Annotated in this window: 22 protein-coding genes and 3 pseudogenes; 14 read left to right on the top strand and 11 right to left on the bottom strand. The window is 64.7% G+C overall.

Annotated elements, in window-relative coordinates:
* Positions 1–24: 24 nt before the first annotated feature.
* Entirely contained in the window at positions 25–1260 is a 1236-nt protein-coding gene (locus tag ACQPYR_RS28700; RefSeq protein ID WP_433622052.1) for a helix-turn-helix domain-containing protein, read from the bottom strand.
* Positions 1261–1607: 347 nt separating this feature from the next.
* Here ACQPYR_RS28700 and ACQPYR_RS28695 point away from each other — a divergent pair, with 347 nt between their 5' ends.
* The 5 genes from ACQPYR_RS28695 (at position 1608) to ACQPYR_RS28675 (ending at position 3081) form a co-directional block, all read left to right on the top strand.
* Positions 1608–1784 carry a hypothetical protein gene (locus ACQPYR_RS28695; RefSeq protein WP_433622051.1) on the top strand — a complete coding sequence of 59 codons (177 nt, stop codon included), beginning with the start codon at positions 1608–1610 and terminating at the stop codon, positions 1782–1784.
* 5 nt (positions 1785–1789) lie between these two features.
* A complete protein-coding gene (locus ACQPYR_RS28690) occupies positions 1790–2392 on the top strand; it encodes a hypothetical protein (protein WP_433622050.1) in 603 nt (200 codons plus the stop codon).
* 6 nt (positions 2393–2398) lie between these two features.
* On the top strand, positions 2399–2614 hold the full coding sequence (locus ACQPYR_RS28685; protein ID WP_433622049.1) for a hypothetical protein: 216 nt from the start codon (positions 2399–2401) through the stop codon (positions 2612–2614).
* A gap of 65 nt (positions 2615–2679) precedes the next feature.
* The gene (locus tag ACQPYR_RS28680) at positions 2680–2817 is read left to right on the top strand and encodes a hypothetical protein (RefSeq protein ID WP_433622048.1); all 138 of its coding nucleotides are present in this window, start codon (positions 2680–2682) and stop codon (positions 2815–2817) included.
* On the top strand, positions 2818–3081 hold the full coding sequence (locus ACQPYR_RS28675) for a hypothetical protein (protein WP_433622047.1): 264 nt from the start codon (positions 2818–2820) through the stop codon (positions 3079–3081).
* A 190-nt stretch (positions 3082–3271) separates the two neighbouring features.
* Here the strand turns inward: ACQPYR_RS28675 and ACQPYR_RS28670 are convergent, their stop codons facing one another.
* The 6 genes and pseudogenes from ACQPYR_RS28670 to ACQPYR_RS28645 all read right to left on the bottom strand — a co-directional run.
* Positions 3272–4579: an IS4 family transposase gene (locus tag ACQPYR_RS28670; protein ID WP_433621300.1), complete on the bottom strand. Its 1308-nt coding sequence runs from the start codon at positions 4577–4579 to the stop codon at positions 3272–3274.
* A gap of 174 nt (positions 4580–4753) precedes the next feature.
* Complete coding sequence (locus ACQPYR_RS28665) at positions 4754–8050, bottom strand: hypothetical protein (RefSeq protein ID WP_433622046.1); 3297 nt, start codon at positions 8048–8050, stop codon at positions 4754–4756.
* Positions 8051–8164: 114 nt separating this feature from the next.
* Positions 8165–9051 (bottom strand): IS5 family transposase gene (locus tag ACQPYR_RS28660; RefSeq protein WP_433635264.1). Its coding sequence is split into 2 segments (ribosomal slippage): positions 8165–8823 and positions 8823–9051, totalling 888 coding nucleotides; the frame shifts between segments, so codons are not numbered across the junction.
* Positions 9052–9310: 259 nt separating this feature from the next.
* Positions 9311–9715, bottom strand: a complete 405-nt coding sequence (locus tag ACQPYR_RS28655) for a spore-associated protein A (RefSeq protein ID WP_364388105.1) — start codon at positions 9713–9715, stop codon at positions 9311–9313.
* A gap of 389 nt (positions 9716–10104) precedes the next feature.
* Positions 10105–10359, bottom strand: coding sequence for a hypothetical protein (locus tag ACQPYR_RS28650; protein ID WP_433622045.1), 255 nt, complete (start codon positions 10357–10359; stop codon positions 10105–10107).
* Positions 10344–11009: pseudogene (locus ACQPYR_RS28645) on the bottom strand (NADPH-dependent F420 reductase); the annotation flags it as partial. The gene ACQPYR_RS28650 and the pseudogene ACQPYR_RS28645, both read right to left, overlap by 16 nt.
* Before the next feature lie 112 nt (positions 11010–11121).
* Between ACQPYR_RS28645 and ACQPYR_RS28640 the strand changes: the two are divergent.
* The 6 genes and pseudogenes from ACQPYR_RS28640 to ACQPYR_RS28615 all read left to right on the top strand — a co-directional run.
* Complete coding sequence (locus tag ACQPYR_RS28640; RefSeq protein ID WP_433622044.1) at positions 11122–11616, top strand: hypothetical protein; 495 nt, start codon at positions 11122–11124, stop codon at positions 11614–11616.
* Between the two features lie 86 nt (positions 11617–11702).
* Positions 11703–14174, top strand: coding sequence for a molybdopterin oxidoreductase family protein (locus ACQPYR_RS28635; protein WP_433622043.1), 2472 nt, complete (start codon positions 11703–11705; stop codon positions 14172–14174).
* Between the two features lie 33 nt (positions 14175–14207).
* Positions 14208–16712: a nitrite reductase large subunit NirB gene (gene nirB, locus ACQPYR_RS28630; protein WP_433635263.1), complete on the top strand. Its 2505-nt coding sequence runs from the start codon at positions 14208–14210 to the stop codon at positions 16710–16712.
* Positions 16709–17080, top strand: a complete 372-nt coding sequence (locus tag ACQPYR_RS28625) for a Rieske (2Fe-2S) protein (protein WP_433622042.1) — start codon at positions 16709–16711, stop codon at positions 17078–17080. Before nirB ends, ACQPYR_RS28625 begins: the two co-directional genes overlap by 4 nt.
* 149 nt (positions 17081–17229) lie before the next feature.
* Positions 17230–17970 (top strand): annotated as a pseudogene (locus ACQPYR_RS28620) (crotonase/enoyl-CoA hydratase family protein); the annotation flags it as partial.
* Between the two features lie 305 nt (positions 17971–18275).
* Positions 18276–18392 (top strand): annotated as a pseudogene (locus ACQPYR_RS28615) (acyl-CoA dehydrogenase); the annotation flags it as partial.
* 97 nt (positions 18393–18489) lie between these two features.
* Here the strand turns inward: ACQPYR_RS28615 and ACQPYR_RS28610 are convergent.
* From ACQPYR_RS28610 to ACQPYR_RS28600, 3 genes are all read right to left on the bottom strand, one after another.
* A complete protein-coding gene (locus ACQPYR_RS28610) occupies positions 18490–20325 on the bottom strand; it encodes an acyl-CoA dehydrogenase (protein ID WP_433622041.1) in 1836 nt (611 codons plus the stop codon).
* Between the two features lie 351 nt (positions 20326–20676).
* The gene (locus ACQPYR_RS28605) at positions 20677–21588 is read right to left on the bottom strand and encodes a cutinase family protein (protein ID WP_433622040.1); all 912 of its coding nucleotides are present in this window, start codon (positions 21586–21588) and stop codon (positions 20677–20679) included.
* A 226-nt stretch (positions 21589–21814) separates the two neighbouring features.
* Positions 21815–23395 (bottom strand): wax ester/triacylglycerol synthase family O-acyltransferase, encoded by a 1581-nt coding sequence (locus tag ACQPYR_RS28600; protein ID WP_433622039.1) that lies wholly within the window; start codon positions 23393–23395, stop codon positions 21815–21817.
* Positions 23396–23477: 82 nt separating this feature from the next.
* Here ACQPYR_RS28600 and ACQPYR_RS28595 point away from each other — a divergent pair, with 82 nt between their 5' ends.
* From ACQPYR_RS28595 to ACQPYR_RS28585, 3 genes are all read left to right on the top strand, one after another.
* Positions 23478–24338, top strand: coding sequence for an alpha/beta fold hydrolase (locus tag ACQPYR_RS28595; RefSeq protein ID WP_433635262.1), 861 nt, complete (start codon positions 23478–23480; stop codon positions 24336–24338).
* Positions 24335–24736: a hypothetical protein gene (locus ACQPYR_RS28590; protein ID WP_433622038.1), complete on the top strand. Its 402-nt coding sequence runs from the start codon at positions 24335–24337 to the stop codon at positions 24734–24736. Before ACQPYR_RS28595 ends, ACQPYR_RS28590 begins: the two co-directional genes overlap by 4 nt.
* Positions 24737–24884: 148 nt before the next feature.
* Positions 24885–25517, top strand: a complete 633-nt coding sequence (locus tag ACQPYR_RS28585; protein WP_433622037.1) for a hypothetical protein — start codon at positions 24885–24887, stop codon at positions 25515–25517.
* 46 nt (positions 25518–25563) lie between these two features.
* Here the strand turns inward: ACQPYR_RS28585 and ACQPYR_RS28580 are convergent, their stop codons facing one another.
* Positions 25564–26625, bottom strand: a complete 1062-nt coding sequence (locus tag ACQPYR_RS28580) for an alpha/beta hydrolase (protein WP_433622036.1) — start codon at positions 26623–26625, stop codon at positions 25564–25566.
* Positions 26626–26706 lie beyond the last annotated feature (81 nt).

Below are 26706 nucleotides of genomic sequence, written 5' to 3'. Positions count from 1 at the left end.
TTCGCCCTTGATATTCCTGAGGGGTCAGCGGCTGGCCGCCAACCCCAGAAGCTCACGGACCTCCGGCACCGTTGCATGCGGATGAATCTCCTGCACGACGCTGTCGATAGTGGACTGCAGTCGCGTCGACGCGACACTGTTGATCTGGTCGAAGTGATCGATCAGGATCTGGCAGCCGTCTGCGATCTCGCCGCCTTGAATGTGGTTCTCGGCCAACTTGATACGCCACCCGACATTCTCCCGTGGCCATGACATCGTGCCGTCGACTGCCTCTTGCAAATAGGCCGTCGCGGTGCGATGGTCACCGATCCGCATGTACGACCAGCCGGTCATGCCGGCCAGGGCCGCTGGTGGCAGATACACCCAGTCCGGATCGTGACCACGACCCGATTCGTAGGCACGGTGCGCTCGGCTGATGGCATTCGTCATCGCGCTTGCGTCGCCCGTCGCACTGTGGGCGCCTGCTTCGTAGATAGCACCCAAGGCACGCACTCGCGGCCCGCCGTCGCGACGCGCGGCGGTTTGCGCGGCATCGGCCAGATTGACCCCGTCTCTGGGACGCGCCTCCCTTGAAGGTTTCGACGGGCCGAAGCCACCTTGGAAGCTCTGCATACTGGCGTTGAGCAGGGCATGGGATGCCGCAAGCCCGTCACCTGCCGCAGCTGCGGTCTGTGCCGCTTCCGCGTAGTAGCGTCGTGCTTGGTCCAAGCGGCCAGCGTCGTAATGAACCCATCCGGCAGCCGTCATCATCTCAGCGGCTGCACTGGTGAGCTGGCGACCGATGGCCTCGCTGTAGCTGGCGGCACCCAGCAGCTGCTCGACGTACCGGACTTCGTTGGCGGCGACACGACACAGCCGATCACCGCCAACAAGTAGGTCAAGCTCATGGATCTGGTTTGTACTGGCGTTGATCTCAGCGATATCGGCGGCACCGACCTGGATGGTTCCTGTGGATGAAGCTGCTGCAGCGGCTTGTCCTGCGGCACCGACAGTCATGGCGGTTCCGGCTCCGAATGCGCTGGCTCGTAGGAAATTGCGACGATTCACGTCTGCCTCCTCGTCCGACTCCACTATCAGTATGGCAAGCGGAACGTGAAGCGCCTTGGCAATTCGCCGCAGGACCCGTACGTCGTGCACGGCGGCGCCATCGTGTTCGAGCTGCGAAATAACGGGCTGGGTGTAGCCGAGGATGGCTCCCAGCTCGGTTTGGGTCATCCCGAGTGATTTACGAACTCGGCGGATGACCTCGCCGGTTGTCATGTGCATCCTGCTGTCTCCGCTCTCAAATGAACGTGCATTTGCAAGATCGGCTAAACGCTCGGGACCCGTTGCCGGTCAAGGGTTTTCGTCCCTGACGGCACCATATACGGTTTTCCGAATATTTTAGAGGTTTCGCCTATTTGCGCCGGTCAACGGCCAAAAACCACCTTACGGTCGGGACCGCACCCGGCACCAGGACGACGCCTTCAGCCCCTCGGGCAGGCGCACCGGTCGCCGGAGAGGCTGGCAGACCGGTGGCTACGAGCCCTCGGTGCCGGGTGCATCTCCAATCCCGCTACGAACCGAGGTCCGACATGCACACCCTGGCCATGCACCAGACAATCGCGATGACCGAGCAGGAAATCCACTCCACGCCTGAGATTCCGTTCAGCGTCGACCGAGCCCACCTTGTCGTGCAGTTCCACATTGCCTGTCGCGCAATGTGCTGCCCGCGCAAGGCTGCCGCACTCCAGGTTCTCGCCGAGGCCGGCCGCTTGGTGCCGTCCACGACGCATCAGCGGTGAGCGGGATGAACGCACTGCCCGAACAGGGCGGATCAGAGGATCGCCCGTCTGGCACCAGCGACTCGGAGTCCGGTGTCGAAATCCCGGAGTGGGCTCCAATTGAGCCGCTTCCGTCGAGCGAGATGGTCCTCGCTGCCTTCGCCGGCATGGTGCCGGTAACGGCGACTGACATCCTCGATCCGGCTGGAGAGTTTGTTGAATGCCAACGCCAGCACCGGTTGGCGCTCGCCGTGCTCAGCCAGACGGGTGCATCTGCGGAGCAGATGAAAGAAGCTGCCGCAGAGCTTGTCTCGGCGAGGTCGGATATCGAGATGCTGATCATGGTCATCGACGAGTCGGTGGCCGACCGGCTGTTGCAGCGTCGGAAGGACCAGTTGCGCGTGCAGCCGGAGATACCTCGTGCCGGAACCGCGTCGAACGTCGTTGTGCATACGGAGTCGGTCGGAATGATCGCTGCCCGGATGGCCGATTTGTGGGAGAGGTTGGTCGCGAAGGCATCGGACCTGGACGAACTGCCGGAGGCTCACCAGCTGTGCGAGTTGTGTGCGGGCTATGACGTTTTCGCGGCCGAGATCGAATCTGGCCGGCGCCTGCCGCCAGGGTTGTGATCCACCATGCGCCCGGCAAACCCACCGCGCCGCATCCGGCACATTCACATCGAGTCCGGCGCGTTGAAGCTGGATTACCAGGCTTCGGCCGAGCAAGCGCAGAACGTGGCTGACGCGTTGATGGGCAACGGCTACTCGGAGTTGAAGCTACCAATCACCGTCGACGACGACGTTACCGACGATCTGCCTGCACTACCCTGCGCCGAGCTGTGGGAAGAGTAATGACGTCCCCAGACCCATTGCCGCACAGAACATTTGTCCATGCAGATAGCAAGCTGGCTGAATTCATGTGCCAGGTGTCCTTGCTGGAGTTGACGGTTGAACGCGCTCGAGAGCTGCGGCGCACCCACCGTTTTGATCATCCGGACGAGTGCATTGTGCATCTCGAGGCGGCGTATCTGCTGCTGATCGAGGACGGCTCCTGAATGACGGCATCACTCGTTTGGCTCCTCTGGCCTACCTCGGTGATCTTCACGGCGGTGCTGAGTTACCGGGTTGGTGCCTACTGGGAATCGGACGGTCACCCAGGGCGACACCGAGCGGGCAGGATGCCGCGTCATGATTCGTGGGACGGCGAGCTGGTCGAGGATGAAGTGATCCGACCGCCATCATCGTTGCCACTACGGCCGGTGCGCTGGTGGAGCGACGAGGACGATACGGAAGTGCTGCCGCAGATTGAAGATGAGTGAGCGAGACTGTAACAACACTTGTTGCGGGAGAGGAACTTTCGCTGAGCATGTACCGGGCTGGCGGCACGGGTGTGCTCTGCGCAACGCTTCCGGCTGAAGAGTTGGCGCCGATGTTTCGCGGTGGCCGACGTGGCTTCGTGATATCCGCGGTTAAAGCCAAGGCCGCGCAGTTTGGGGTTCTGCCCGGTTGTCAACCGGGCAGGATATGAATGCTGACCTGGGTTTTGTAGATGTTGCGGTCGATGTCGCCCTTGGCGCGGTGTTTGGAGATGGCACGTTTGACGATGCGGGGGCTGGTGCGTGCGCGGCGTGGGGTCAACGGGCTGGTCCGGATTGCGTGGCCGATCGTGCCGATGAGGTCGATCGTGGTGTCGTTGATGATCCCGGCGGCGTGGATCAGTTGGTCGCGTGCGGTGTGCATGGCGACGGTGAAACTTCCGCGGTCCGCGGAAAAATCACCTGTGGCCAGGGCGGTATCGGCGATGACGGTGCGCAGCGCCTGGTAGGTGATGAGCAGGGCGTAGACCTCTTGGCAGACCCCGGCCGGGGTGCGGGCACGGAGTACCCGGCCACCGAGCATGGTCGATTTCAGTTCGAAATAGCTGGTTTCGATCTCCCACCGCTGATGATAAAGAGTCACCAATTCCTGTGCGGGGTAACGCTTCTCGTCGGCCAGGCTGGTGATCAGCCGATACCGCTCGACCCGCCGGGGCCCACCGGCGCAGCAGACGGCGATCTCGGCGTCGATGACCCGCACCGTCGCCGCGCCGGCGCGGGTCAGCCACGACCCGTCGCCCAGCCGCGCGATCGCGGGGACGCGCCGGTTGAGTTTGGCGCGGATCAACAGATCCGCGCCGGTGCCGGTGATCTGCTCGATCAACGCCGTGACGGCGAAGTTCCGGTCGGCCAACAGCAGCATGCCCGGACGCAGACACCCGAAAAGGCGTGGCGCATAGGCTGTTTCGGCGACCCGCAGGGGTCCGAACACGACATCGACGACGGTGCGGGTGCCACAAGCCACCACTGCCAGCAACCGCAGCATCGGGTAACCGGCCTGGGCGTGACCACCGCCGTGACGACCGAACGCGGCCACATTGTCTGGGCTGTCGGGCACGAACACACTGGTGCCGTCGATCGCGCACACCAACAGACCCCGCCACCGCACCGCACCGACGGCAGGCCCGCGGACCAGGTCGAACAACGCTTTCAGGGGTTTGGGCCCGACCCGGCGCAGCGCCTGCGACAACGCCGAGGAACCCGGACACCCCCTCGGACTGCCGGGCAGCCCGGCACACAACCGCGCCCACACCTGCCGATACCCAATCCCGGTGAACAACGCCCCGGCCAGCAGCAAATACACCACCACCCGCGAGGGCAGCAGCCGCACCCGCGACTGCACCGCGCCCGACGCCTCCAGCGCCGCATCGACCAGGTCGAACGACACGATCCGGGTCAGTTCCCCCAGATGACCCGGCGCGAATACACCCGCGGCTACCATGCCGCGTCGGTTGATGACAGACTGATCCGACAGCGGAGCTCCCAGTGAAGAGTTGTCTTGGAGTGACAAACCTCTTCTACCAGGCGCTCCGCTGTCCTACGTCACGGCATACCAAGCCCCACACCATCATTCGATTGACACACCAACTGAACCGCTAACTGCGCGGCCTTGCGGTTAAAGCTCGAGATCGTAGCCGCGCTGTGGCTCGCCAACTTCGACAGCATCGTCGAAGCTGTCGAATGCGTCGTCTTCGGGGGCGCTGAGTTGTTGGCGTAGTTGTTGTTCGCTGGCGGCTTCGGTGGGGTTCAGTTGGGTGCGTCGGTGTTGTTCGGTTAGCAACTGGTCGAGTTGTTGTTCGAAGTCGGCGATGCGAGCGGTGTGGGCTTGTTCGGCTGTGTCGATGTTGGCTGGCTGTGGGGTGGTGGGTGTGGGGGCAGGTCGAGTGTCGGCGGTCAGGATGTGTTCCCATTCTTCGGCGGGGCCGGCGATCTGTAGAGCGCGACGTTGGGCGTTGCGGGCGGTGGTGCCTGCGGAATCCCTGAGGTTGGTGCGGCGTTGTCGTTCGGTTTCGAGGCGGGTGATCTGGGCGTTGAGGGCGCGGCGTTGGCTGCGGCGGTAGACGGGTGTGTTTGCGAGTGTGGTTCTGGCGCTGTCGAGTTGGGTGGCGAGGGCGCGGACGGCGCGTTCGGCGTCTTCGAATTCGCGGATGCTGGTGTGGGCGTCGTGGATGGCTTGGCGTGCTTCTTGCTGATGGCGGTCTGGTTCTTCGTCGTGGGGGTCGGGCGGGTTCGGGTGGGGGTTGTAGATGATTGCGTCGGTGTCGGCGAGGGCGATGCGCTGGTAGAGGTCGTTGATGTTTTGTTGGAGTTCGGTTTCGCTGAGCATTGCGAGTGCGTCGAGCGTGGGTGCGGTGACCGGTTCGGGGAGGGGATGAGCTGTGGTCCATGCGGTGATTTGCGCGCGGGCGAGGGGGCCGCTGGCGCGCCAGTCGCGTCGCAGTATCGCGCGGGCTGCCTCGGGTGGGTGGGTGGCGGCGATGTGGTCGCAGCGGGCTTGGATGTGGTTGGTGGGGTCGTGGTCGGGGATTCCGGGTTCGTTGTTGTCGCGGCAGTCGCCGCAGAGTCCGTCGTCGCTGCGGCGCAAGGCGATCGGTGTGATGTCGATGCGGGCGCGTTCGAGTCCGCAGCAGACGCAGCTGAGGCCGTGGCTGTCGGGAATGGCGGCGAGGTCGTAGTCCAAGACGTAGCCATCGGGCTGTGAGTCGGGGATGACGTCGTGGTGGTAGTGGTGGGGAACTCCTTCGGGGAGTGGCTGATCGAAGGGGTTGTCGTCGACCTTGGCGCGGGTATCGATGTAGTCCTTGACCGCTTTTGCGGTGTCTTCGTCGACCGGCTGCGGGGCCGTGTCGGGTCGGCTCGACTCTGTGCGGGTGGGGTTGTCGCGGGCGGCTTCGTGGCGCCGGTCACGGCGATATGTGGGTGCGGAGGGGTCGGTGGCTGGTTGGTATACGCGCGGATCGCTGCTCGAAGTGCAGGCTTCGATGAGTGCGCGATGCTCGGGGTATCGGTCGGCGGCGTGGCGTAGCCGAGCGAGCGCAATGGGAAATGCGTAGTGGTACAGGGTTTCCGCGACACGTTCGATGATTGCGCGTTGTTCATCGGTGGCGGTGTCGGTCAGTTCGCGGAACGCGGCAGCGGCGGTACGGGTCTGGCCGGTCCGCAACAACTCTGCGATCTCACCGATGTCGACCGGGATGCTCGCGGCGTCGAAATCACCACTGTGGTGGTGTGTTTCCGGACGGTCCCCGGTGGTGGTGTTTGGCGGTTGGTCGGATTCGGTGTCGACATGCGCCTGAGGTTTGGCGTCGATGTTAGGTGCGTTGTCGATGGGGTTGTGATGTAGGAGTGCGTCGATGCGCCAGGCGAGTGCGCTGGCGAGTTGGTCGGGGCGTAGGGCTTGGGTGTTGTCGGGTTGGGCGGCTTGGAGGAGTTCGTGTGCGGTGGTGAGCAGTTCGTAAGGTGTCCAGTCGGTGCCGGTGGCGCGGTCGATGGCCGCGACGATGCGCGGCCAACCCGGATCGTTGATGACTCGTTCGGCGGTGTCGGTGCCGAGGATGTCGTGCAACTCGGTGGTCCATGGCGGGCGCAGATCGCGGTCGCCGCTGGTGATGTCGAGGGCTGAGGGTTCGAGTTCCAGGCGTGACCACAATGCGGCGGCGGGCATTTCGTCGGGCAGGGGGCGTAGGGCAGCGGCGTCGCGGAGGCGGGTTCGGATGTCGATTCCGGCGCGGTCGGCGAGGTCGAGTTTGTCGGCGAGCGTGGGCCAGTACGGGTCGGTGGTGATGCGTTCGTCGAGTTGTTTGATCACGGGCGACCATGTGGTGACGGGCCGATCGATGTCGCCGATGGCGTCGACGACTTGGGCGTGGAGTAGTTGCTGATGTTCGCGTTCCAGGGTGGTGGGGCGGGCGGGTCCGGTGGGGCGTAGGTCGCGGTCATCGACATGGAGGGAGGCTCGCCAGACCGCGAGGTCGGCGAGCAGTTGTGGGTCGCTGCCGATGAGGGGTCGTGCCCAGAACGGTGCTGTGGCCGCGGTCCAGTCTCGGGCGTCGGCGCGGATCGCGGTGGCGAGGTCGGCGACGATCCGCGCTCGCGCCGCGAACTGTCCGGGATCGGTGTCTTCGTCCAGGCCGCGAGGCAGTCCCCGTGTCCAGGGCAGCGGCCCAGCCCCGCACGAATGCATACCTGAGGAATCCAGGCGCCAATCCAACACGGCGGCAACATCGTCGGCGGTGTCGAGTTCCCGCACCGACGCGGCAGTGTGCAATGCGGTGATCGGATCAGCTCCGGTGAGCGCGATGCTCGCGAGGTGTTGCCGCAATATCGGGTAGGCGGGGCAGTTGGTGAGTCCGTTGTGCAGTGCTTCGGCCGCGGCGTCGAGTGCGGCGAGTCCGTCGGTGCCGAGGGCGTGTTCGGCGGCGACGCCGATCGCGTCGAGGTAGATATCGACCGCGCGGCCGATGCGGCGGAACGGATTCAGTGCGTCGCGTAGCTCGGTGTGCGCGGATTTCTGTGTGCCGTCGCGCCCGAGAATACGTAACAGTACTTCGACCGCGGTGCGCGGAGATACCGCCGGTTCGCTGTAGAACGATGTCTCGCTGCCGTCCAAAGTGGTCGGTAGGTAGGCGTGGTTGGTGTGTGCGCCGCGGGTCATCGCGACATACAACTGTGCGCGAGTTTCGTATCCGGTGAGCGCGACGTGACACGTTTCGGCGGTCACTCCTTGTGCTGAATCGATCGTTGTCGCGTACCCGAGCCGCACGAATGTGGACACGTATTGCGCGGGAAGTGTCACCGTGTGACCGCGTTCGCGACCCGAACGCAGTTGGGGAATCCTTCCCAGTTCGACGGACAGGTATCCGTGCAGGAAGGCACCGCTACTTCGAGCCAGGGCAGACCCCTTTCCAGCCACGCCCGCACGGTAACCCGGTGGGACGCAAGCCATTAGAGAGCCACACCGATGACACTGGCGGGCAGCCGCTTAGCCCGTGTTTTAGAAGTGGTGAGGGCGGGCGGATGCCCGCCCTCACCCGTGTCGTAGCCATTGATTGATGGCAGCGATGTGCAGGACGGCTTGGTAGCGGACGGCGAGCTTGTCGAACCGTGTTGCGACGGCCCGGTTTTCCTTCAGCTGACCGATTCCGCACTCAACCGCGTGACACTGTTTGTATCGCTCGGCGTCGAACGCCGGTGGTCTTCCACCGGCAGAACCCTTCTTGCGCCGATTGGCGGCGTGGTCCGCCTTGACCGGGATCGTCGCGGTGATTGCTCGTCGGCGCAGATAGGAGCGGTTCGCGCGCGAGCTGTAGGCCTGGTCCGCGAGCGCCTCCTCCGGGCGGGTGCGCGGGCGACCGGTGCCCAGGCGGGGCACCGAGATCGCCTCGAGCACCGCGGTGAACTGCGGGCAGTCCGCCCGCTGACCGGCCGTCAGCAGCAGTGACAGCACCTTGCGGCCCTGCTCACACGCCAGATGGGTTTTGGTGGTCCACCCGCCCCGGGACCGCCCGAGCGCGTGGTCGGGCGGCTCGGCATCGACCCCGCCGGGCGGCTCAACCTGCCGATGACCGTCGTGACGAGCCCCTGCGGCGTGTCGATGCGCACGCGCGATGGTGGAGTCGACACTCACCCGCCAGCCGATCTTCCCGGCCGCGTCGGCGAACGCCTGCAGCATCTTCCAGATCCACACCACACTCCCGCGCGCTGCCAACGGCGAAACAGCCCGTAGACCGTCTGCCAGCACCCGTAGCGTCCGGGCACGTCCCGCCACGGTGTCCCGCACCGGATCCGCCACCGGATCCCGTCGATGAGCTGGCGTTTGCTCCATTTCGGCGGGCGGCCCGCCTTCTTCCCACGAGGCAACAGCGGTTCCAGCCGCGCCCACTGGGCATCGGTCAGATCCGCTCGCCCCGCCACCACTACGCTGGGCACGAGGTCTCCGGTATTCGTTCTGCTTGGTCGCTGAACTACATACCGGAGACCTCGCCCATATCCGGCTACCGACACACCAACGCCGACAACACCTTTCACCCACCCCCTTGTTGTGCGCCGCACAGCGGCGCACAACAGCGACCTACTTCCAAAACACGACCTAGTACGCATCGGTGCTGCTGCCAGACCCCTGCGCACGAGCCCGTACCGGGGCCTGGTATGAGCAGGTACGGGCACGTGCCGTTCAGCCGCAGTGCACTTTGAATACCTGCCACTCGTCATCACCGATGAGGCCGCCCCAGTCGATGCAGTCGCCCTTTGCCTCGACCTTCACCGGACCCGCGAACTCGGTGTATTCGGCGTCGTCGACGACTACGGCGCGACTATCCCCTGACCGCCGGAGCCCGGCGCCCATCCGCACGGGTTTCCCCGCCTGGTCCCGGACGGTGACAACGCAATTGTTCTTACCGTTGTAGGTCAGAAAGGCGGTGCCACCGACGATGTCGTGCGAATCGATCACGTCATATCCCTTACCGCACTGACCACCGTAGGTTGCCGCGGATGCCGTCGCGGGGAGGAATACCGCCATCCCGGCAGTGATTCCGATTACGCTCGCACACACGGCAATTGTCTTCTTGGCGTTGATCACGTAGAAACCTCTTCTTCTTGACGTGCAGTCTCGCGTACGCGGGTAGCGCAAGATCTCCGAACGGCGCTCGACGCTATTGACACACCGTCGACGGCTTACCAGAAGAAACGCTGTGCACCACATGATGGTTCACTCTGTTTCGAAATTTCCCGTTCCCCTCTGGCTGCTTCGGGATGCTGATCGCGGGTGGACACCCGGTCGTAGCCGATTCGCATGGCGCGGGAGTGTATCGATAACCCCCAACAGGTTGACGTTGGCGCGTACACGGCAACCGTTACAGATTCGACGGCATCCGACCTGCGGGAATCTCCACAGGCCCAACGTGTCTCGCGAACGATCGTTATCGAGTCATCATCGCGGTGTCCCCGCCGTGCAGGGCGGGTCGGCGGTCAGGGGTGAGCGGCTCCCGCCTGCAACAGCGAGGCGAGGGTGCCGAGCGTGGTCACGATCTCGTCGACGCGGGTCGGGTTGTCGCTGCCGATGGCGGCAGCGATTGCTTCATCGACCGGGGCGATCGCTCTGAGGTCGTCGGCGAAGGAGGCGATGTGGTCCGCGCGCCGGACCAGTGTGCGGCGACGATCGGCCGGGTCGATCGTCGTGATGACCGCGCCGCCCTCGCGCAGCCGCGCTACCGACGCCGACACATGGCTCTGGAGGAGCCCGGTGCGCTCGGCAATTTCCCGGATCGAGGGAGCGCCAAACAGCCGTCCTGGTGAATCGAGCGAGCCGCCAGGACCGTGAAAAGCGGGTCATCCGAACTCCTTGTTTTCGGATGGGCAGGTGCATCACGACCGGCCGAGTCGATCGGGAGGGTCAGGGACGTCGACCGGCATCCTGGAGCAGGAAGTGTTTGGCGTTGAGCGGGGCCGTGCAGTTGCATCAGCTGTCCGCCCGCTCGCAGACCACCGAGATCCAGTGCGGCGAATCCGAATTCGCCCAGGAGGGCGGCCACGTGGGTTTTCGCGTCGGCATCGTCGCCCGCGTAGAAGACCACCCGCCGACCCTCGGCGTGCTGGGGGTTCGCGGCGATGAACCCGGCGAATATGGTGTTGAGCGCCTTCACGATCCGTGCGCCAGCCAGCTGCTCGGCGACCCACTCGCTGCCCGTGAGGTCACCGACGTCGTAGCGGCCCTGCCAGGGGTTCGCCGTGGCGAACTGATTCGTCGTGTCGACGACGATCTTTCCGGACCAATCGGTCAGGCCGGTCAGATCCGGCACGGCGAAGAACGGCACCGCGAGGAATATCAGATCCGGCTGCGCCGCCTCCTGAGCTGTCACCGCGCGGGCCTCGGGCCCCGAATCGGGTTCCGCGAGACTGGTTCAGTCGGACCGGTCGGTACTATTCTGACTGTTTGCCAGCGGTTTTCGAGTTCGCGAAGGGACCGGCGATGGCGGCGAGGCGGAAGTGACGAAGCTGCCCCGTTACGCGGCGATGCTGGCGGCGCCCGGCGTCTTGCCCAGCGACGATGACCGGGGGGCCTATGAGGTGAAGTTCGACGGCATTCGGGCGATCGGATATGTCGCCGAACGGTTGCGGCTGCTGTCTCGCAATGGCAACGACATCACCGCAGCCTGGCCCGAAATCGCACCCGAGTCGCCCGGTAGTGGACTGCTTCTACGTGTACCCGACCGTCGACATCCTGCCGAATCCCATGCCGCAGACCGGAACTCGACCGCCGACGTCGACCGACACCGAGGCGCGAAACGATGGGCGTCGGACGCTGGTGGGTCGGCCACGTTCAAAGGGCACCGGAGGTATCGTGCGCACGGTGGCACACCACTGGCGCACGGGGTGTGGTCATCGAAAGCCGTGCGTCCCATCGAATTGCATGGATTCATTGCCGAAGCGTTGGGGCAATACGGCGGCAATGTGATCGTTCTAGTTTGGCGGGACTGGTAAGCAGGCTCGACCTGGGAGACAGCCGCTATGTCCTCCGTGTATTTCGGGATAGGTTCGGTGCCGTCCGCTGCTGGGGTGGGGGGTGGATGGTGACGGTGGTCCCGACTGCGACGAAGACGCACTGTCCGTACTGTTCGCTGCAGTGCGGGATCGTGCTGGACGGCACGGCGACGCCGGTCGGGTTGCGTCCGCAGAGCGACTTTCCGACCAATATGGGTGGGTTGTGTGCGAAGGGCTGGACGGCGGCGGAACTGCTGGAGCATCCGCAGCGGCTCACCCGGCCGCTGGTGCGTGACTCGCGGGCGGAGCCGTTTCGTCCGACGGATTGGGACGACGCGCTCGACCGCATTGTCGGCGCCGTCACCGCGGCGTGGCGAAGCTACGGGCGCGATAGTGTCGGCTGCTTCGGCGGCGGCGGTCTGACGAATGAAAAGGCTTATCAGCTCGGCAAATTCGCGCGGGTGGCACTGGGCACGTCGGCGATCGATTACAACGGCCGGTTCTGCATGTCCGCAGCGGCGAATGCCGCGACCCGCGCCCTCGGGATCGATCGTGGCCTGCCCTTCCCGCTGGCCGATATCGCCCACGCGGATGTGGTGCTGCTGGTCGGCGCCAATCCTGCGGACACCATGCCGCCCGCCATGCGGTTCCTCGATGAGGGACGCTCGCGCGGCGCCCGCCACATTGTGATCGACCCGCGCGCGACCACCACCGTACGTGGGGCATATCTGCATCTGCAGCCGGTGCCGGGCACCGATCTCGCGCTGGCCAACGGCATGTTGCACGTCGCGATCCGGGAGAAGTTGATCGACGCCGACTATATCGCCGATCGCACAACGGATTTCGAGTCGGTGCGCCGGGCGGTGCGACTGTACTGGCCGGACCGGGTGGAACGCATCACCGGCGTACCCGAACAGGATCTCGTCCAGGCGGTGCGCCTGCTCGCGGGCGCCGGGCGGGCCATGATCCTCACCGCGCGCGGCGCCGAACAACATCATTCGGGGTCCGATACGGTGCTCGGATTCATCAATCTCGCCTTGGCGCTGGGGCTGCCAGGACGCCGATACTCCGGTTACGGCACCATCACTGGACAGGGCAATGGCCAGGGCGGCCGCGAACACGGTCAGAAGGCCGATCAGTTGCCGGGCTACCGCGGCCTGGACGATCCGGTCGCGCGCGCCCACGTCGCCGCGGTCTGGGGTGTCGACCCTGCCGAGTTGCCGCGGCCCGGACTGTCCGCCTACGAACTGCTCGACCGCCTCGGCACCGACGACGGAGTACGCGCACTATGGGTGCTCGGATCGAATCCCGTTGTGTCCGCGCCGAATTCGGCACGGATCACGCGGCGTATCCGAGCATTGGACTTCCTCGCGGTATCGGACTTCTTCCTGTCGGAAACGGCCGAACTGGCCGATGTCGTACTGCCGAGTGCGCAGTGGGCCGAGGAGACCGGCACCGTGACCAATGTGGAGGGCCGGGTAATTCTGCGCCCCGCCGCACTGGCTCCGCCCGACGGCGTGCGCACCGATCTGCAGGTAATGCGTTGCCTAGCAGAGCGTTTGGGCCGACCTGGATTCTCCGACGCGCCCGAGGAAGTATTCGCCGAACTGGGCCGCGCGAGCCGGGGCGGCAAGGCCGACTACTCCGGCATCAGCTATGCGCGCGTCGCCGCCGAACAGGGCGTGTTCTGGCCGTGCCCGTCACCGCGACATCCGGGCACCCCGCGCCTGTTCACCGAGGACTTTCCCACCCGCGACCGACGGGCCAGGTTCCATCCGGTCGAACACATCGGCGCGGCCGAACTCCCTGACGTCGAATTCCCGTACTACCTGACGACCGGCCGGTTGCCGAGCCAGTACCAGTCGGGCACCCAGACCCGGCGGGTCCGCTCACTGAGCGAGGCGGAATCCGCCGCGGTGGTCCAGCTGCATCCGACAGTGGCCCAGCGGATTCAGGTGCGGGCAGGCGATCTGGTGCGGTTGCGGACCCGGCGCGGCACCGCGGTAATGACGGCTCGAATCGTGCAGGGTATCCGTCCCGACACCGTCTTCGCGCCATTTCACTGGGGCGGCGACGGCAATGCCAACCTGCTGACGAACCCGGTACTCGACCCGTATTCCCGCATGCCCGAATTCAAGGTGTGCGCGGTCGCCCTATCCCGTGCCGATCCGACCCGACGCCCAGAACCACTGGAGGAGCAGCAGATGCCTGATACCAGCACGCCCCGATTCCTGCAGGGCGTCTTCGCCTTCGAGGGCAAGGGCCTCGACAATCCGTTGCCGCTCGACCCGTCGCTGCGCTATGTGGTGCCGTCCGGCGCGGTCACCCAACCGGTGTATTTTCGCGGCGGCAACAGCGCCGACGAGATAGTGGGCGTGGTACTGGTCCGTGACGGTAGTCCCATGCGGTACTTCCCGATTGCCGCCAAGGGCGCCACTCATGTCTCGCTGCGCGTGGTGGAGGATCTACTCGCTGACACGGTGATCGAACTGTTCGTAGCCGCCCCCGCCGGGGTGAGCGGCACCCTGATCGTCGACCTCGGTCTCGTCGAGATCTGAGCCACGCGGAAGGACCGTGACATGACAAGCATCATGATCTCGCCCGATATCGGCAATGGCAGGCCGACGACCGGGAAACCACGCCTGGTTGTCGTCGGCAACGGGATGGCCGGCGTCCGCGCCATCGAGGAGATCCTGTCCCGCGGCGGACGGGATATGTTCCAGATCACCGTTTTCGGCGACGAACCCTATGGCAATTACAACCGCATCCTGCTGTCCAATGTGCTCGCCGGTTCGGATGACACCGCGGAGATCTTCCTTAACCCGCTCGACTGGTACACCGACAACGATATCGACCTGCGGGCCGGCGGACGGGTGGTGCGCATCGACCGGTTCGCTCGCGTCGTGCAGGCTGACGACGGCACATCGATGCACTACGACCAACTGATCCTGGCCACCGGCAGCCGCTCGTTCTTCCCGCCGATGGATGGCATGTGGGCCGACGACCGGACGCTCACCGCCGGTGTCTTCGGATTCCGCAGCCTCGACGATTGCACCGCGATGATCGACTACGCGGCGGGTAGGTCGAAGGCCGTGGTCATTGGTGGCGGACTGCTCGGCCTCGAGGCCGCCCGCGGTTTGCAGAATCGTGGCCTTAGTGTCGAAGTTGTCCATTCCGCGACGACATTGATGAACGCACAACTCGATGCGGCGGCCGGTGCGATCGTGCGCAGATCGATCGAGAACCTCGGCATCACCGTGCACACTGGACAGCGCACGACCCGGGTGCTGAGCCGCGAGGGTTCGGTCACCGGGATCGAGTTCGCCGACGGCACCGTGGTCGACTGCGACATGCTCGTCGTCTCCGCGGGCATCCGGCCCAATGTCGGCCTCGCCCAACGCGCGGGTCTCACCGTGGAGCGGGCCATTGTCGTGGACGATCACATGCGCTCGGTCGATGACGACAATATCTATGTCGTCGGCGAATGCGCCCAGCATCGCGGCCAGGTGTACGGGCTGGTGGCCCCGCTCTGGGAGCAGGCCAAGGTATTGGCTGACCAGCTGACCGGAACCGACCGCCAGGCGGCCTATCACGGTTCCCGGATGGCGACGAAACTCAAGGTCGCGGGGGTGGATGTCGCCGCCATGGGAATCAAGGCGCCCGAACATCCGGACGATGAATTCGTCCAGTTCGCCGAACCCAAACACGGCGTCTACAAGACGATCGTGGTCCGTGATGGCAAACTGGTCGGCGCAACCCTGGTCGGTGACGTGCGCAAGGTCGCCTTCCTGATGCAGGCGTTCGATCGGGGTTTGCCGCTACCGGAGGAACGCATTTCGCTCATGTTCGATATCGGCACCCCGGACGTGGCGGTCGGTGTCGCGGAGCTGGCCGGGGACACCCAGGTGTGCAACTGCAATGGCGTCAGCAAATCCGCACTGGTCGCGTCCGTCAATGGAGGGCAGAAGACGGTCGCGGGTGTCATGGCCGCGACGCGGGCGGGTAAGGGGTGCGGGTCCTGCAAAACCTTGGTGGCGCAGATCGTGGAATGGGCGGCGGGCGGTGTGGCCGAGGAGGACCCGTCGGCACGCTGGTATGTGCCGGGCATCCCGCACGAAAAGCCGGAGCTGATGCGGTTGATCCGGGAACTCCGATTGCATTCGGTGTCATCGGTATTCGCGGCCCTAGCGCCGGACGGGCGCGAGGACGCCAACTCGAAGATGGGGCTGGCCGCGCTGCTGCAGATGATGTGGCCGCGCGAGTTCGTAGACGAGCGCGACGCGCGGTTCGTCAATGACCGGGTGCACGCCAATATCCAACGCGACGGCACCTTCTCGGTGGTGCCGCAGATGAAGGGTGGGGTCACCGATGCCAAGCAGTTGCGCAGGATCGCCGATGTCGCCGACAAATACGTTATACCGCTGATCAAACTGACCGGCGGCCAGCGGATCGACCTGCTCGGCGTGCGCAAGGAGGATCTGCCCGCGGTGTGGGCGGATCTGGAGATGCCGTCCGGCTTCGCCTACGGCAAGAGCTTCCGTACCGTCAAAACCTGTGTGGGATCGGACTTCTGCCGATACGGCGTCGGCGACTCCACCGCCCTCGGCATCGCGATCGAACAGCGATTCCAGGGCATCGCCGGGCCGGCCAAAATGAAACTCGCCGTCACCGGTTGCCCCCGCAACTGCGCCGAGGCGCTCTGCAAGGATCTCGGCGTTGTCGCTGTCGAGGGCGGGCGCTGGGAGATCTATGTGGGCGGCGCGGCGGGCGCGCACATCCGCAAGGGCGACCTGCTGGCAACCGTCGACAGCCCGGCGGAGGTGATCCGCCTGACCGGACGATTCCTGCAGTACTACCGGGAAAACGCCAACTGGCTCGAACGCACCTACGCCTGGGTGCCCCGCATCGGCATCGACGACATTCGCGCCGTCGTGGTCGAGGACCGCGACGGCGACGCCGAGCGACTGGATGCCGCGATGCGGCAGGCGGTCGATGCCTACCGCGACCCCTGGCAGGATGCCGAACAACCCAGCACCCCTGGACAATTCCGCAGCGCGCTGCCGCTGACCGTGCTGCCTCGGGTGCCGATCCGATGACCGGCCATATTGTCGGCAGGCTCGACGACATCCCGGTCGGCGAGGGCCGCGCGTACGTCGTCGACGGCGCGCAGATCGCGGTATACCGGCTGCGCGACGGCACACTGCGTGCCCTCGACGCCACCTGCCCACACCAGGGCGGTCCCCTCGCCGACGGCCTCACCGACGACCGAGTCGTGATCTGCCCCCTGCACGGCCGCACCTACGATCTGGCCACCGGCGCCGAACTCGGTGGCGGCCAAGCGGTTTGCGCCTATCGCGCCACCGCCGACCAAGACGGCGCCATCCGGGTCACCGGGGGCGGCACAATGAGCCCGCCGAGCGGCTCTCGCGCTCACCTTCCATCACATCGGCCCGCCAACACATAAGGGTTACTCGGGTCGGCCGGGACGAGTTCGGCGATTGGTACCAGGAACGGGCGGTGGGGCACAGATTACTGCCCGAAAGGGACAGACCGAGCTCTGTGCGGTGTGTGGAACCTACGATCGATGACGCTGGCGTCGGCCTATAGTTCGGTGCGATGGGGCCGGATTTCTGGCGCGAACTGCCGGAGCTCTTCCGTGAGCTGGACGCGGACCCGCAGGTGCGCGCAGTGGTGCTTACCGGCGCGGGCAAGCACTTCTGCTTCGGTCTGGACCTTACCGCGATGGGAGGCCTGCTCGATCCGGTGTTGGGCGAGAACGTCAAGGCCGCACCACGCACTGAGTTCCTCGGCGAGGTGCGCCGGATGCAGGCTGCGGTGACTGCGGTGGCCGAGTGCACGAAGCCGGTGATCGCGGCGGTGTCCGGCTGGTGCATCGGGGGCGGCCTGGATCTGATCGCGGCCGCCGACATCCGCCTGGCCAGTGCTGACGCGAAGTTCTCCCTGCGGGAGGCCAAGGTCGCCATTGTTGCTGATGTGGGTTCGCTGCAGCGTCTGCCCGGCATCATCGGTGAGGGCCACTTGCGGGAGCTGGCCTTTACCGCCAAAGACATCGATGCGGCCCGTGCCGAGAAGATCGGTCTGGTGAACGAGGTCTTCGACGGCAAAGAGGCTGTGCTGGCCGCCGCGCATGCGCTCGCCCGCGAGATCGCGGCCAACCCGCCGCTGGTGGTGAAGGGCATCAAGGATGTGCTCGAGACCCGGACTGCGCCAGCCGTGGCCGAGGGCTTGCGTTATGTGTCCGCCTGGAATGCCGCGTTCCTCCCCTCGCAGGATCTGGCGGCGGCTATCACGGCCGTGTTGCAGAAGCGCGTGCCTTCCTTCAAGGGCCAGTAGCCTCCGGCGTCTGGAATCGTGGTGTGGGGAGCCGTTGTCCACGACAGGTGGCACTCTCGCGGACAACGGCTCGCACGACGGAAGCGGCACCAATCGCTGGAGTGCTGACGATGGGGCGTCGTCGCGTTCTGCGGAGAAGGTCCGGGCTCAGTTAGTAGCCAGAATCTGGGCTCGCTCGAGTAAGTCGATGTTTGCCAGGCTCAGATCGCCGTCGTAGTGGGCGGCCACTTTCGGGTCCATCGCCCGCCGCCGGAGCGGCAGGATCGCGGCTGTTTGGCTGCAAATCCCGAAGTGGCTCTCGGCGTTCGCTCGATTACCTCGTCCGCCGGCACGACAACAGCCTCGAGTCTGTTACGACATACCAAGGGACTTCCGAGGTGCACATGCTGACCATCGGTAAGGCATTGACCGGAGTCGACGCCTTACCGATGATCGCGAACTCTCGGACGAAGCCTCGAATTCGGTGCACCTATAGGCTATGCAGTGCTTCGGTCGAATCGGCTGGCGCGCGGTGTCGCGCTAGAACGCCGCTTCGTCGAGCTCCATGATGGTGGTGTCGATATCGGAGATCAGGGTCCGGTCGGTGCCGAGTCTCGGCAGGATTGTCCTCGCAAAATAGGATGCGGCCGTAATCTTGCCCTGGTAGAAGGCTCGGTCCTGGTCGCTGGGGCTGGAATCCATTGCGGTGAGGGCGGTTTCAGCGCCGATGAGAAGCCGCCATGCGATCAGTAGATCACCGAATGCGAGGAGGAAGCGCACCGATACCAGGCCGATCTTGTACAGCTCGGTGGGCTCTGCCTGGGCAGCGAGCAGGTGCTGGGTGAGGTTGGACACCATGTCCTGCAAGTCGTCGAGGGCGGTGCCGAGCAGGAGCTTCTCGTCCTTGAGTCTTCCGGAATCGACGTCGGATTCGACTGTTTCGCGGATCTTCCCGGCGAGGTGGGCCAACGCGACACCGCGGTCTTTGGCGATCTTGCGGAAGAAGAAGTCCTGCGCCTGGATGGCGGTGGTGCCCTCGTAGAGCGAGTCGATCTTGGCGTCGCGGATGTACTGCTCGATCGGGTAGTCCTGGAGGAAGCCGGAGCCACCGAAGGTCTGCAGCGATTCGGTCAGGTACTGGTAGGCGCGCTCGGAACCGACACCCTTGACGACCGGCAGCAGTAGGTCGTTTACACGGTGGGCGAGTTCGGCATCGCTACCGGAAACATGCTGGGCGGCAACGGCATCCTGATGCGCGGCAGTGTAGAGGTAGACCGCGCGCAGGCCCTCGGCGTATGCCTTCTGCAGCATCAACGAGCGGCGAACGTCGGGGTGGTGTGTGATGGTGACCTTCGGTGCGGTCTTGTCGGCCATCCGAGTGAGGTCCGCGCCTTGGACTCGCGTCTTGGCGTAGTCTAGGGCATTGAGGTAGCCGCTGGACAATGTGGCAATCGCCTTGGTGCCCACCAGCATTCGCGCCTCTTCGATGACATGGAACATTTGCGCGATGCCCTCGTGCGCTTCGCCGAGCAGGTACCCGACTGCCGGCGTGCCGTGATCGCCGAAGGTCAGTTCGCATGTGGCAGAGGCCTTCAGGCCCATCTTGTGTTCGAGGTTGGTGACAAATACCCCGTTCCGTTCGCCAGGGGCACCGGTCTCCGGGTCGAAGTGATACTTCGGCACCAGGAACAAACTCAGGCCCTTGGTTCCCGGACCGGCGCCCACCGGTCGGGCGAGGACTTGGTGCACGATGTTTTCGAACAGATCGTCGGAGTCGGCGGACGTGATGAACCGTTTCACGCCTTCGATGTGCCAGGTTCCGTCGGGTTGGGGGATCGCTCGTGTCCGCGCTGCTCCGACGTCGGAGCCGGCATCCGGTTCGGTCAGCACCATGCTGGCACCCCAATTACGTTGCACGGCAAGGGTAGCCCAATGCCGCTGGAGCTCGGTGCCGGAGCGGTGGACGTGGGCTGCCATGCTTGGTCCGCTGAGATACATCCAAACTGCCGGTTGGGCGCCCAGCAGGAATTCGGTGATCGCCCAGGTCAGCATTTGTGGGGCTGGGACACCGCCGATCGAGTCCGGTTTGCCCACGCGCCACCAGTCGGCGTCGTACCAGGCGCGCACCGATCGTTTGAGCGACTCGGGCAGCTGCACGGAATGCGTGGCCGGGTCGAAGACCGGGGGATTGCGGTCGGCGTCGGCATAGGCCGCCGCCACTGGCCCTTCGGCCAGCCGGGCGGCCTCGGTCAGCATCGACCGCGCGGTCTCCCCATCGAGATCGCCGAACTCTCCGGACTCCAGGATCGCGTCCAACCCCAGTACCTCGAAGAGGTTGAAATCAAGGTCGCGCACATTGCTCTTGTAGTGGCCCACCGGCCGTCCACCTTTCCAACCAATCCGCCGAGGCTCCGGCGACTGACACATTCATCGTAAATGATGATATCGTCATAATATTGGATGGGCCGCTGACGGGCAAGATTTGGGCCTTGATGCGGCTCGGATGGAGCCGCTGCAACGTCGGTGATGGTCGGTGCGGCGGCGGCGAGAGCCGCCCCGCGATCTCGGTGACCTTCACGGCGGTAAACCTTTCTTGCTTCCCTCATCGGGCATGCGTCGTCGACCCGCACTGAATCGATCAACTGTGTTGCGCGGGTGGGCGACTCGGCGTGTTCCGGTCCTGGACGAGTTGATCTGTGACAGTGCTGCCGATGAGATACTGATTGTTCAATCGCCCAGGGCTGAGATCCAGTTGTGCATCCAACCCGTCGCGGTCTGTCCGTCGCCGACCTGGTAGGTGCCGTAGGACTGGTGCGTTCCGGATGCGTAGAACTTCGCGAGCTGTTGGGCTTCGGCTCGGGTCGACTCGGACTCGAGTTGTGATTGCAGGGCGGCGATGCCGCCGTGTGCCCGTAGCTCGATGAGGATCGAGGTGGCTTGGAGCGCGTAACGCCAAGGGGCGCTCGGGTTCATATCCTGGCGAGCGAGGTATCCGGCCAGCCGCATGAGATAGTCGCGATCGTCGGTGGAGCAATAGAGGTCGCCTTGTGCGCAGATCGTGCGGACTCGGTCGGCAACCGTGCCGAAGCCGCCAGCCCGCGCGCCCGCAGCACCTGCACCACCGACCGGCTGGCCGATCTGGGTATCGCTGGGTGAGCGGCTGGGGTCCGAAAGCAAGCCGACACCGGCGATCCGATCCGGCGACACCACGCTGTGTCCCGTACCGATCTCTGCGGCGAGGTCGCCGGCGGCGTCCGCGCCTTGGCTGTAACCGACGAGTGTGATCTGGGTGGCGTTGCACTGCTGGGCCATCGCGCCGACCATCCCGCGTGCGTTCTGGACAGCCTGCTTCTTCGACGCGCTGTAAATCTCGCCCTCCCACGGGAATGCGGTGGCGGGGTAGTCGACGTAGTCGACCCGGGTGGACCTGGGCAGGCCGTCGGTCACCCCGGCCAGCATGCCCCGCCCGTTCGCGGTCGGGGATTTCGCCTTCCCTGTCTCCCATGTTCCGGGAATAGCCACCACGTACAGCCCCGGGCAGCCGGGGTCCGCGTCAGCGATCCCGCTTCCCAGTGCGATGCAGGACAACCCTGACAGCGTCGCAGCGGACGCTGCGGCAATGGCCTTTCTCAAACGCATCGTGCTCACTCCATCGGTTCGGTTCCGCGGGGACGCCTGTCTTGGACCCATGATGGGGTTGTTGTCCCAGCGCAAAGCCCATGCTGGCAGCTGCGACGGCCAAAAGGCTCACATTGTGACGATTTCGTCAATTACTTGCTCGGCCGTTCGGTCGCGTGCGGTATGTCACACGACATCTGCGTCGATGGTTGACCGCCGGTCTGGTCGGCCTCGGTGGCGGTTCGCCTCATGCGGGTCTGGACAGATCGGGAAACGTTGAGGCGTAGTGGGTTTCGAGTTCGGCGACGGCGTCTTCGAGGTAGCGGGCGATGAGGTCGACTTGTGGCAGCGCGGATGCACAGGCGGTGAGCCCGAAGTTCATCCGATCGTTGTAGGACAGGGCGGTGATGTTGAGTGCCTCACCCTTGAACAGCAGTGACAGCGGGTGGAGTTCGACCATCCTGGCTCCGGCGAGGTAGAGGGGCTGGGGTGGTCCGGGCACATTCGAGATGATCAGATTGAAGGCGGGCGGCATGTGTTCGACGGCGCCTGGTGCGATCTGTCGGAGAGTGTGTGAGCCCATCGCGAGGATCGAGTAGGGAAGCAGGGCTCGATGCGGTAGAGCGGCCTGATGGTCTTTCGCCGCTCTCGTGGATCGTGCAATGGTCCTTAGCCGGGCGACGGCATCGGCTCGGTTCGTGGCCAGATCGGCGAACATGATGCCGATCGAGCTGTCCGCCGCCGATCCCTCGGGCGCCGCGATGGAGACGGGGCAGCCTGCGATCAGCGGTTTGGCGGGGAGTTCGCCGATATCGAGCAGATACCGGCGCAGTGCGGTGGAGCAGGCGGCGAGCGCAACGTCGTTGACGCTGGTCTCGCTGGCTTGCGCGAGTCTTTTGAGCTTGTTCAGGTCCATGGAGACCGTGCGGACCCGGCGTTGCGGACCGGTATCGACATTGATGCGGGATCTCCGGGCCGCGAAGGGACTGGTCAACGGCGAGTCACCGCGCCGCGGGCGGCACAGTCGCGCAACGGCTTTCGAGGCGGCGAACAGCAGGCTCACATGTTCGGTGATCGAGGCTCGTGCCCTGCCGCTACCTGTTGCGGTGGTGAGCCGCGGCCTCGGACCGTCGATCGTCCACAGCGGGGTCGGTGTGATCGCGTCGGCGGCAGGTGTGAGGGAGCGGCCGAGCATCCGGACAGCGTCGACGCCGTTGACCAAGGAGTGATGAGCCTTGACGTAGAGGGCGAATCGGTTGCCGTGCAGGACTTCGATGACGTGCAGCTCCCACATCGGCCGTCCGGCGTCCAGCCGCTTCGACTGTAGGTGCGAAATGAGTTGTGCCAGTGCGTGTTCATCATCGGTGTCCGGTAGCACGTGGTGGCGCATGTGTAGGTCGAGGTCGAGGTGGTCGACCAATTCGCGTCGGGCGCGCCTGGGAAATCGTCGCATCCGGATCACCGTCCGGAAGCGAGGGTGCACATCGGTTCGTGCTCTGAAGCCCGCCATGACTCGTTTCACGACCGCAGAGGTGGGCTCGTTGTCGGATTCGAAAACGGCGAGTGCTGCGACATGCATTGGCGTGTCGGGTGAGTCGAGCCATGCCCAGAACGACTCGTCGATCCGGAGGTGCCTACGTCGTTTCGGATGCCCCATGGTTTGTTTCCCCCTTCGTGCGCTCCAGCGCTCGACAGTGATTTCGATGCGACGTCGACGGCGCGCGACCGACGGAGTGATGGTGCACCCGGCCGGTCTAATGATGATTTCATCATATATGATGAATACGGTCAATAATTGGTGATGTGCTGCATCGATCGGTTCTGACATTTTCGTCAGTCCTACTTGACGTCCGCCCTCCCTGTAATTGATGATTTCATCAATAATGGTTGTGGAGGTAGTAGTGACGAGAATTGATACAGGTGTCGGGGCCGGTCGGATGGTCCGGGTCGGCGATCGCGAGATCTTCTTCAGCGAGGCCGGATCCGGGTCGGCGGTGCTCCTGCTGCACGGCGGCGGGCCGGGTGCGACCGGGTTGTCCAACTTCTCACGCAATATCGAGATGCTGGCGCAGCGGTTCCGGGTGATCGTGCCGGACCTGCCGGGCTACGGCCGCTCATCCAAGCGTGTGAACCCGTCCGATCCCTTCGGTGATCTCGGCCAGGCAGTCGGTGGACTCTTGGATGAACTCGGCATCGCTTCGGCGCATCTGGTGGGCAACTCCTACGGTGGCGCGGCCGCGCTGCGGCTGGCGATGGATCGGCCGGAGAAAGTCGACCGGATGATCCTGATGGGGCCCGGCGGTGTGGGTACCACACGTGCGTTGCCGACCGCAGGGCTGCAAGAGTTGCTGAACTATTACACCGGCAGTGGGCCCAGCCACGAGAAGATCATCCGGTTCGTCCGCGAATTCCTCGTGTTCGACGGTGCCGCCGTGCCCGAAGAACTCATCGAGGAGCGGTACCGGGCCAGCATCCACCCGGACGTGGTAGGGAACCCGCCGTTGCGTCGGCCGTCGGGCCTGTTCGCGCTGCGCACGCTCTGGCGCATGGACTTCACCCGCGACGAACGATTGCGCAAAGTCGTGCATCCCACACTTGTGGTCTGGGGTACGGAGGACAAGGTCAACCGGCCGGAGGGCGGTCGCATGCTGGCCGAGGCAATGCCGAACTGCGATTTGTATCTGGCGGCCAACACCGGCCACTGGGTGCAATGGGAACGGCCGGACCTGTTCAACTCCCTCGCCGCCACCTTTCTGGACGCGAAGTCGTGAGCCGACTCTCGCGACCGCGCGTCGATGGGTCGGTATTCGGTGCCGTACATCTGGGATATGTTGTCGTGCAATCGGATCGACTCACAGAGTGGCAGCGGTTCGGCGCGGATGCCATCGGGCTCCATACCGATGCGCTGGACCTGCACACGTTGCGCTTCCGGCTGGACGACCGGTCCTGCCGCTTCTTGATCCAGCGTGGCCCGGCTGAGGATGTGACCGCGCTGGGCTGGCAGGTCGACGATCACGAGACTTTCGACCGCATCCTTGCCCGCGTCGCGGATCGTGGCGTACCCGTGGTCGAAGGCAGTGCGAGCAGGCGGCCCTGCGCGGTGTGGAACGCCTATGGCGCTTCCCGGGGCCGAAAGACATTGCGCAGGAGATCTTCACGGTCCCGGTGACCACGCCCGAACCGCTGCGCATGCAAAGCTCCGGATGGGTGACCGGTGAGGCGGGGCTGGGACACGTGGCGATCCTGTCGCGCGAACCCGAAGCGGTGCGTGGCTCTGGTTTCTTGCCGTAGCGACGCTGGTCTCGACAGTGGTGGCGGTGCTCGCCGCAGGTATGCGCCAGATCGCGGTACATCAGTCCTTGATGGCCTACAGCTTCGCACTCCTGTTCACCGCACCGGCTCTGCGACTGCTCTGGCTGGCTTTCGGCGTCGGCCGCGACACCACGCAGGAATTGACGAACTTGCTGGGCGGCATTGCGAGCGGGTTCCTCATTCTCGTCGGTGCGATCGTCGCGTGCCGGTATTCCGACGCACGCAGCGCGGTCGCCGCATGGGCGCCGCGCCTGCCGGGCGCGTGGCTCGACTGTGCGGTGTGGACCGTCTCTGGGCTGTGTGTCGTGGCGATCGCACTGCTCTATCGGACCGAGATCGGTGCCACCGATCCGATGCTGGTGGTACTCATCGTCTGCTACATCGAAGTCCTCGTCGGCTTCGTATGGGCACGAACCTGCGCGACTCGTTCCGGGCAGGAGGTAGCAGCCTACGACTGGCGCATCCATAGTTTGAGTGTCGCGGCCACGCCGATGCTATTCCTGGTGTACTGGGCGCTGTACAGCACCCAGTACACCTGCTACCAAGGCTTCCAGGGCGCGGCGCTCACCGCGCCGGCCTCGGCGTTGAGCCTCGGTCTGTTCTTCACCACCGCGATCCGCTGGAACGCCAAGAATTAGCGCGACGGACTCGGTCGGCGAATCGCGGTGTCGCACAGTGACAGCATCACCCAATTGAATCCGAAAGCGTTGGCAGCATGCGGAATACCTGATCTTGCCAATTGAGCCAGTTGTGAATTCCGAACTCCGGAAAGTCGTAGGTGGCGTTGGTAGCGTTGAGCGTCAGCATTCTGGCCTGGAAGGCACGGGTGTTCACCCAGGCCAGCGTTTCCAGGCCCATCCCGGTCAGGGTGTTGAAGCTTGGTCCGTCGGAGGCTGTTGGGCGTCCGGTGCCGGCCGAGACCCAAACCCGTGTGTTGTTCTCGATCAGCTTGGGCGCGAACAGGAATGGGTCCATGCGCAACCATTTCGAGTCCCATGGTGCGGCCATGGAATCCACGTTGTAACCGCCCGCGTCGAGCATGGCGACCCGGATCGCTTCGCGCATACCGGGTCCGGAGATGTTCAGGTAGCCGGAGAACGAACCGGCGAAGCTGAACTGATCCGGATGGTAGGCGGCCAGGGTGAGCGCCGCACTGCCGCCCATCGAGAGGCCGAACACGCCGTTGCGGTCCGATTTGAAACCGAGTCGATCGCGCAGCGCAATGGGTAACTCCTGCGTCAGAAATGTCTCCCAGGTGTACGTATAGGACTTACCGGGGCCGCCCGAGAAGACCTGCATGCCACCGGATCCCGAGGAGGAACCGGATGCCGATCCGGAGCCGGGTTGGATTCCGAGGAAGCTCGACTGTGCGTTCCAATCGAGGTAGAAGCTGGACTGCCCACCCACAGGCATCACAACGTTGATATTCCATTTGGTCAACTCACGGGCGACCTCGGTTTCGATCTCCCATCCGTTGAGATCCTCCCTGGCACGCATGCCGTCGAGGGCATAGACGACTCTGTCGGTATTACCGTCGGCGGCCCGGAAGATACGAGATTTGATGGGGCCCATGCTGGAATCCACCCAGAAATCGAATCCATCTGCGTTGAAAGCGGCATCAGCGGATGCGGCGGATAAACTCGTCGAGCCGACGGCGAGGGCTAATGAGAACAAAGCCGCGAGCAGTCCGCGGGCGAATCGGCCGGCTATCGATCCATGACGAGGTCCGAGGTGGAAGAGCTGCATGTACAGTGCCTTTCGACGACGAAATGAACAGCCTCGCAGCGCTCGAGTCCCTACGCCCCAATGGATTCGGTGCTGCAGCGG

This window comes from Nocardia sp. CA-120079 (assembly GCF_050955745.1).
GTDB lineage: Bacteria > Actinomycetota > Actinomycetes > Mycobacteriales > Mycobacteriaceae > Nocardia.
Note: the sequence above shows the minus strand (reverse complement) of the source record. Positions and strands in the feature narration are given on the sequence as shown.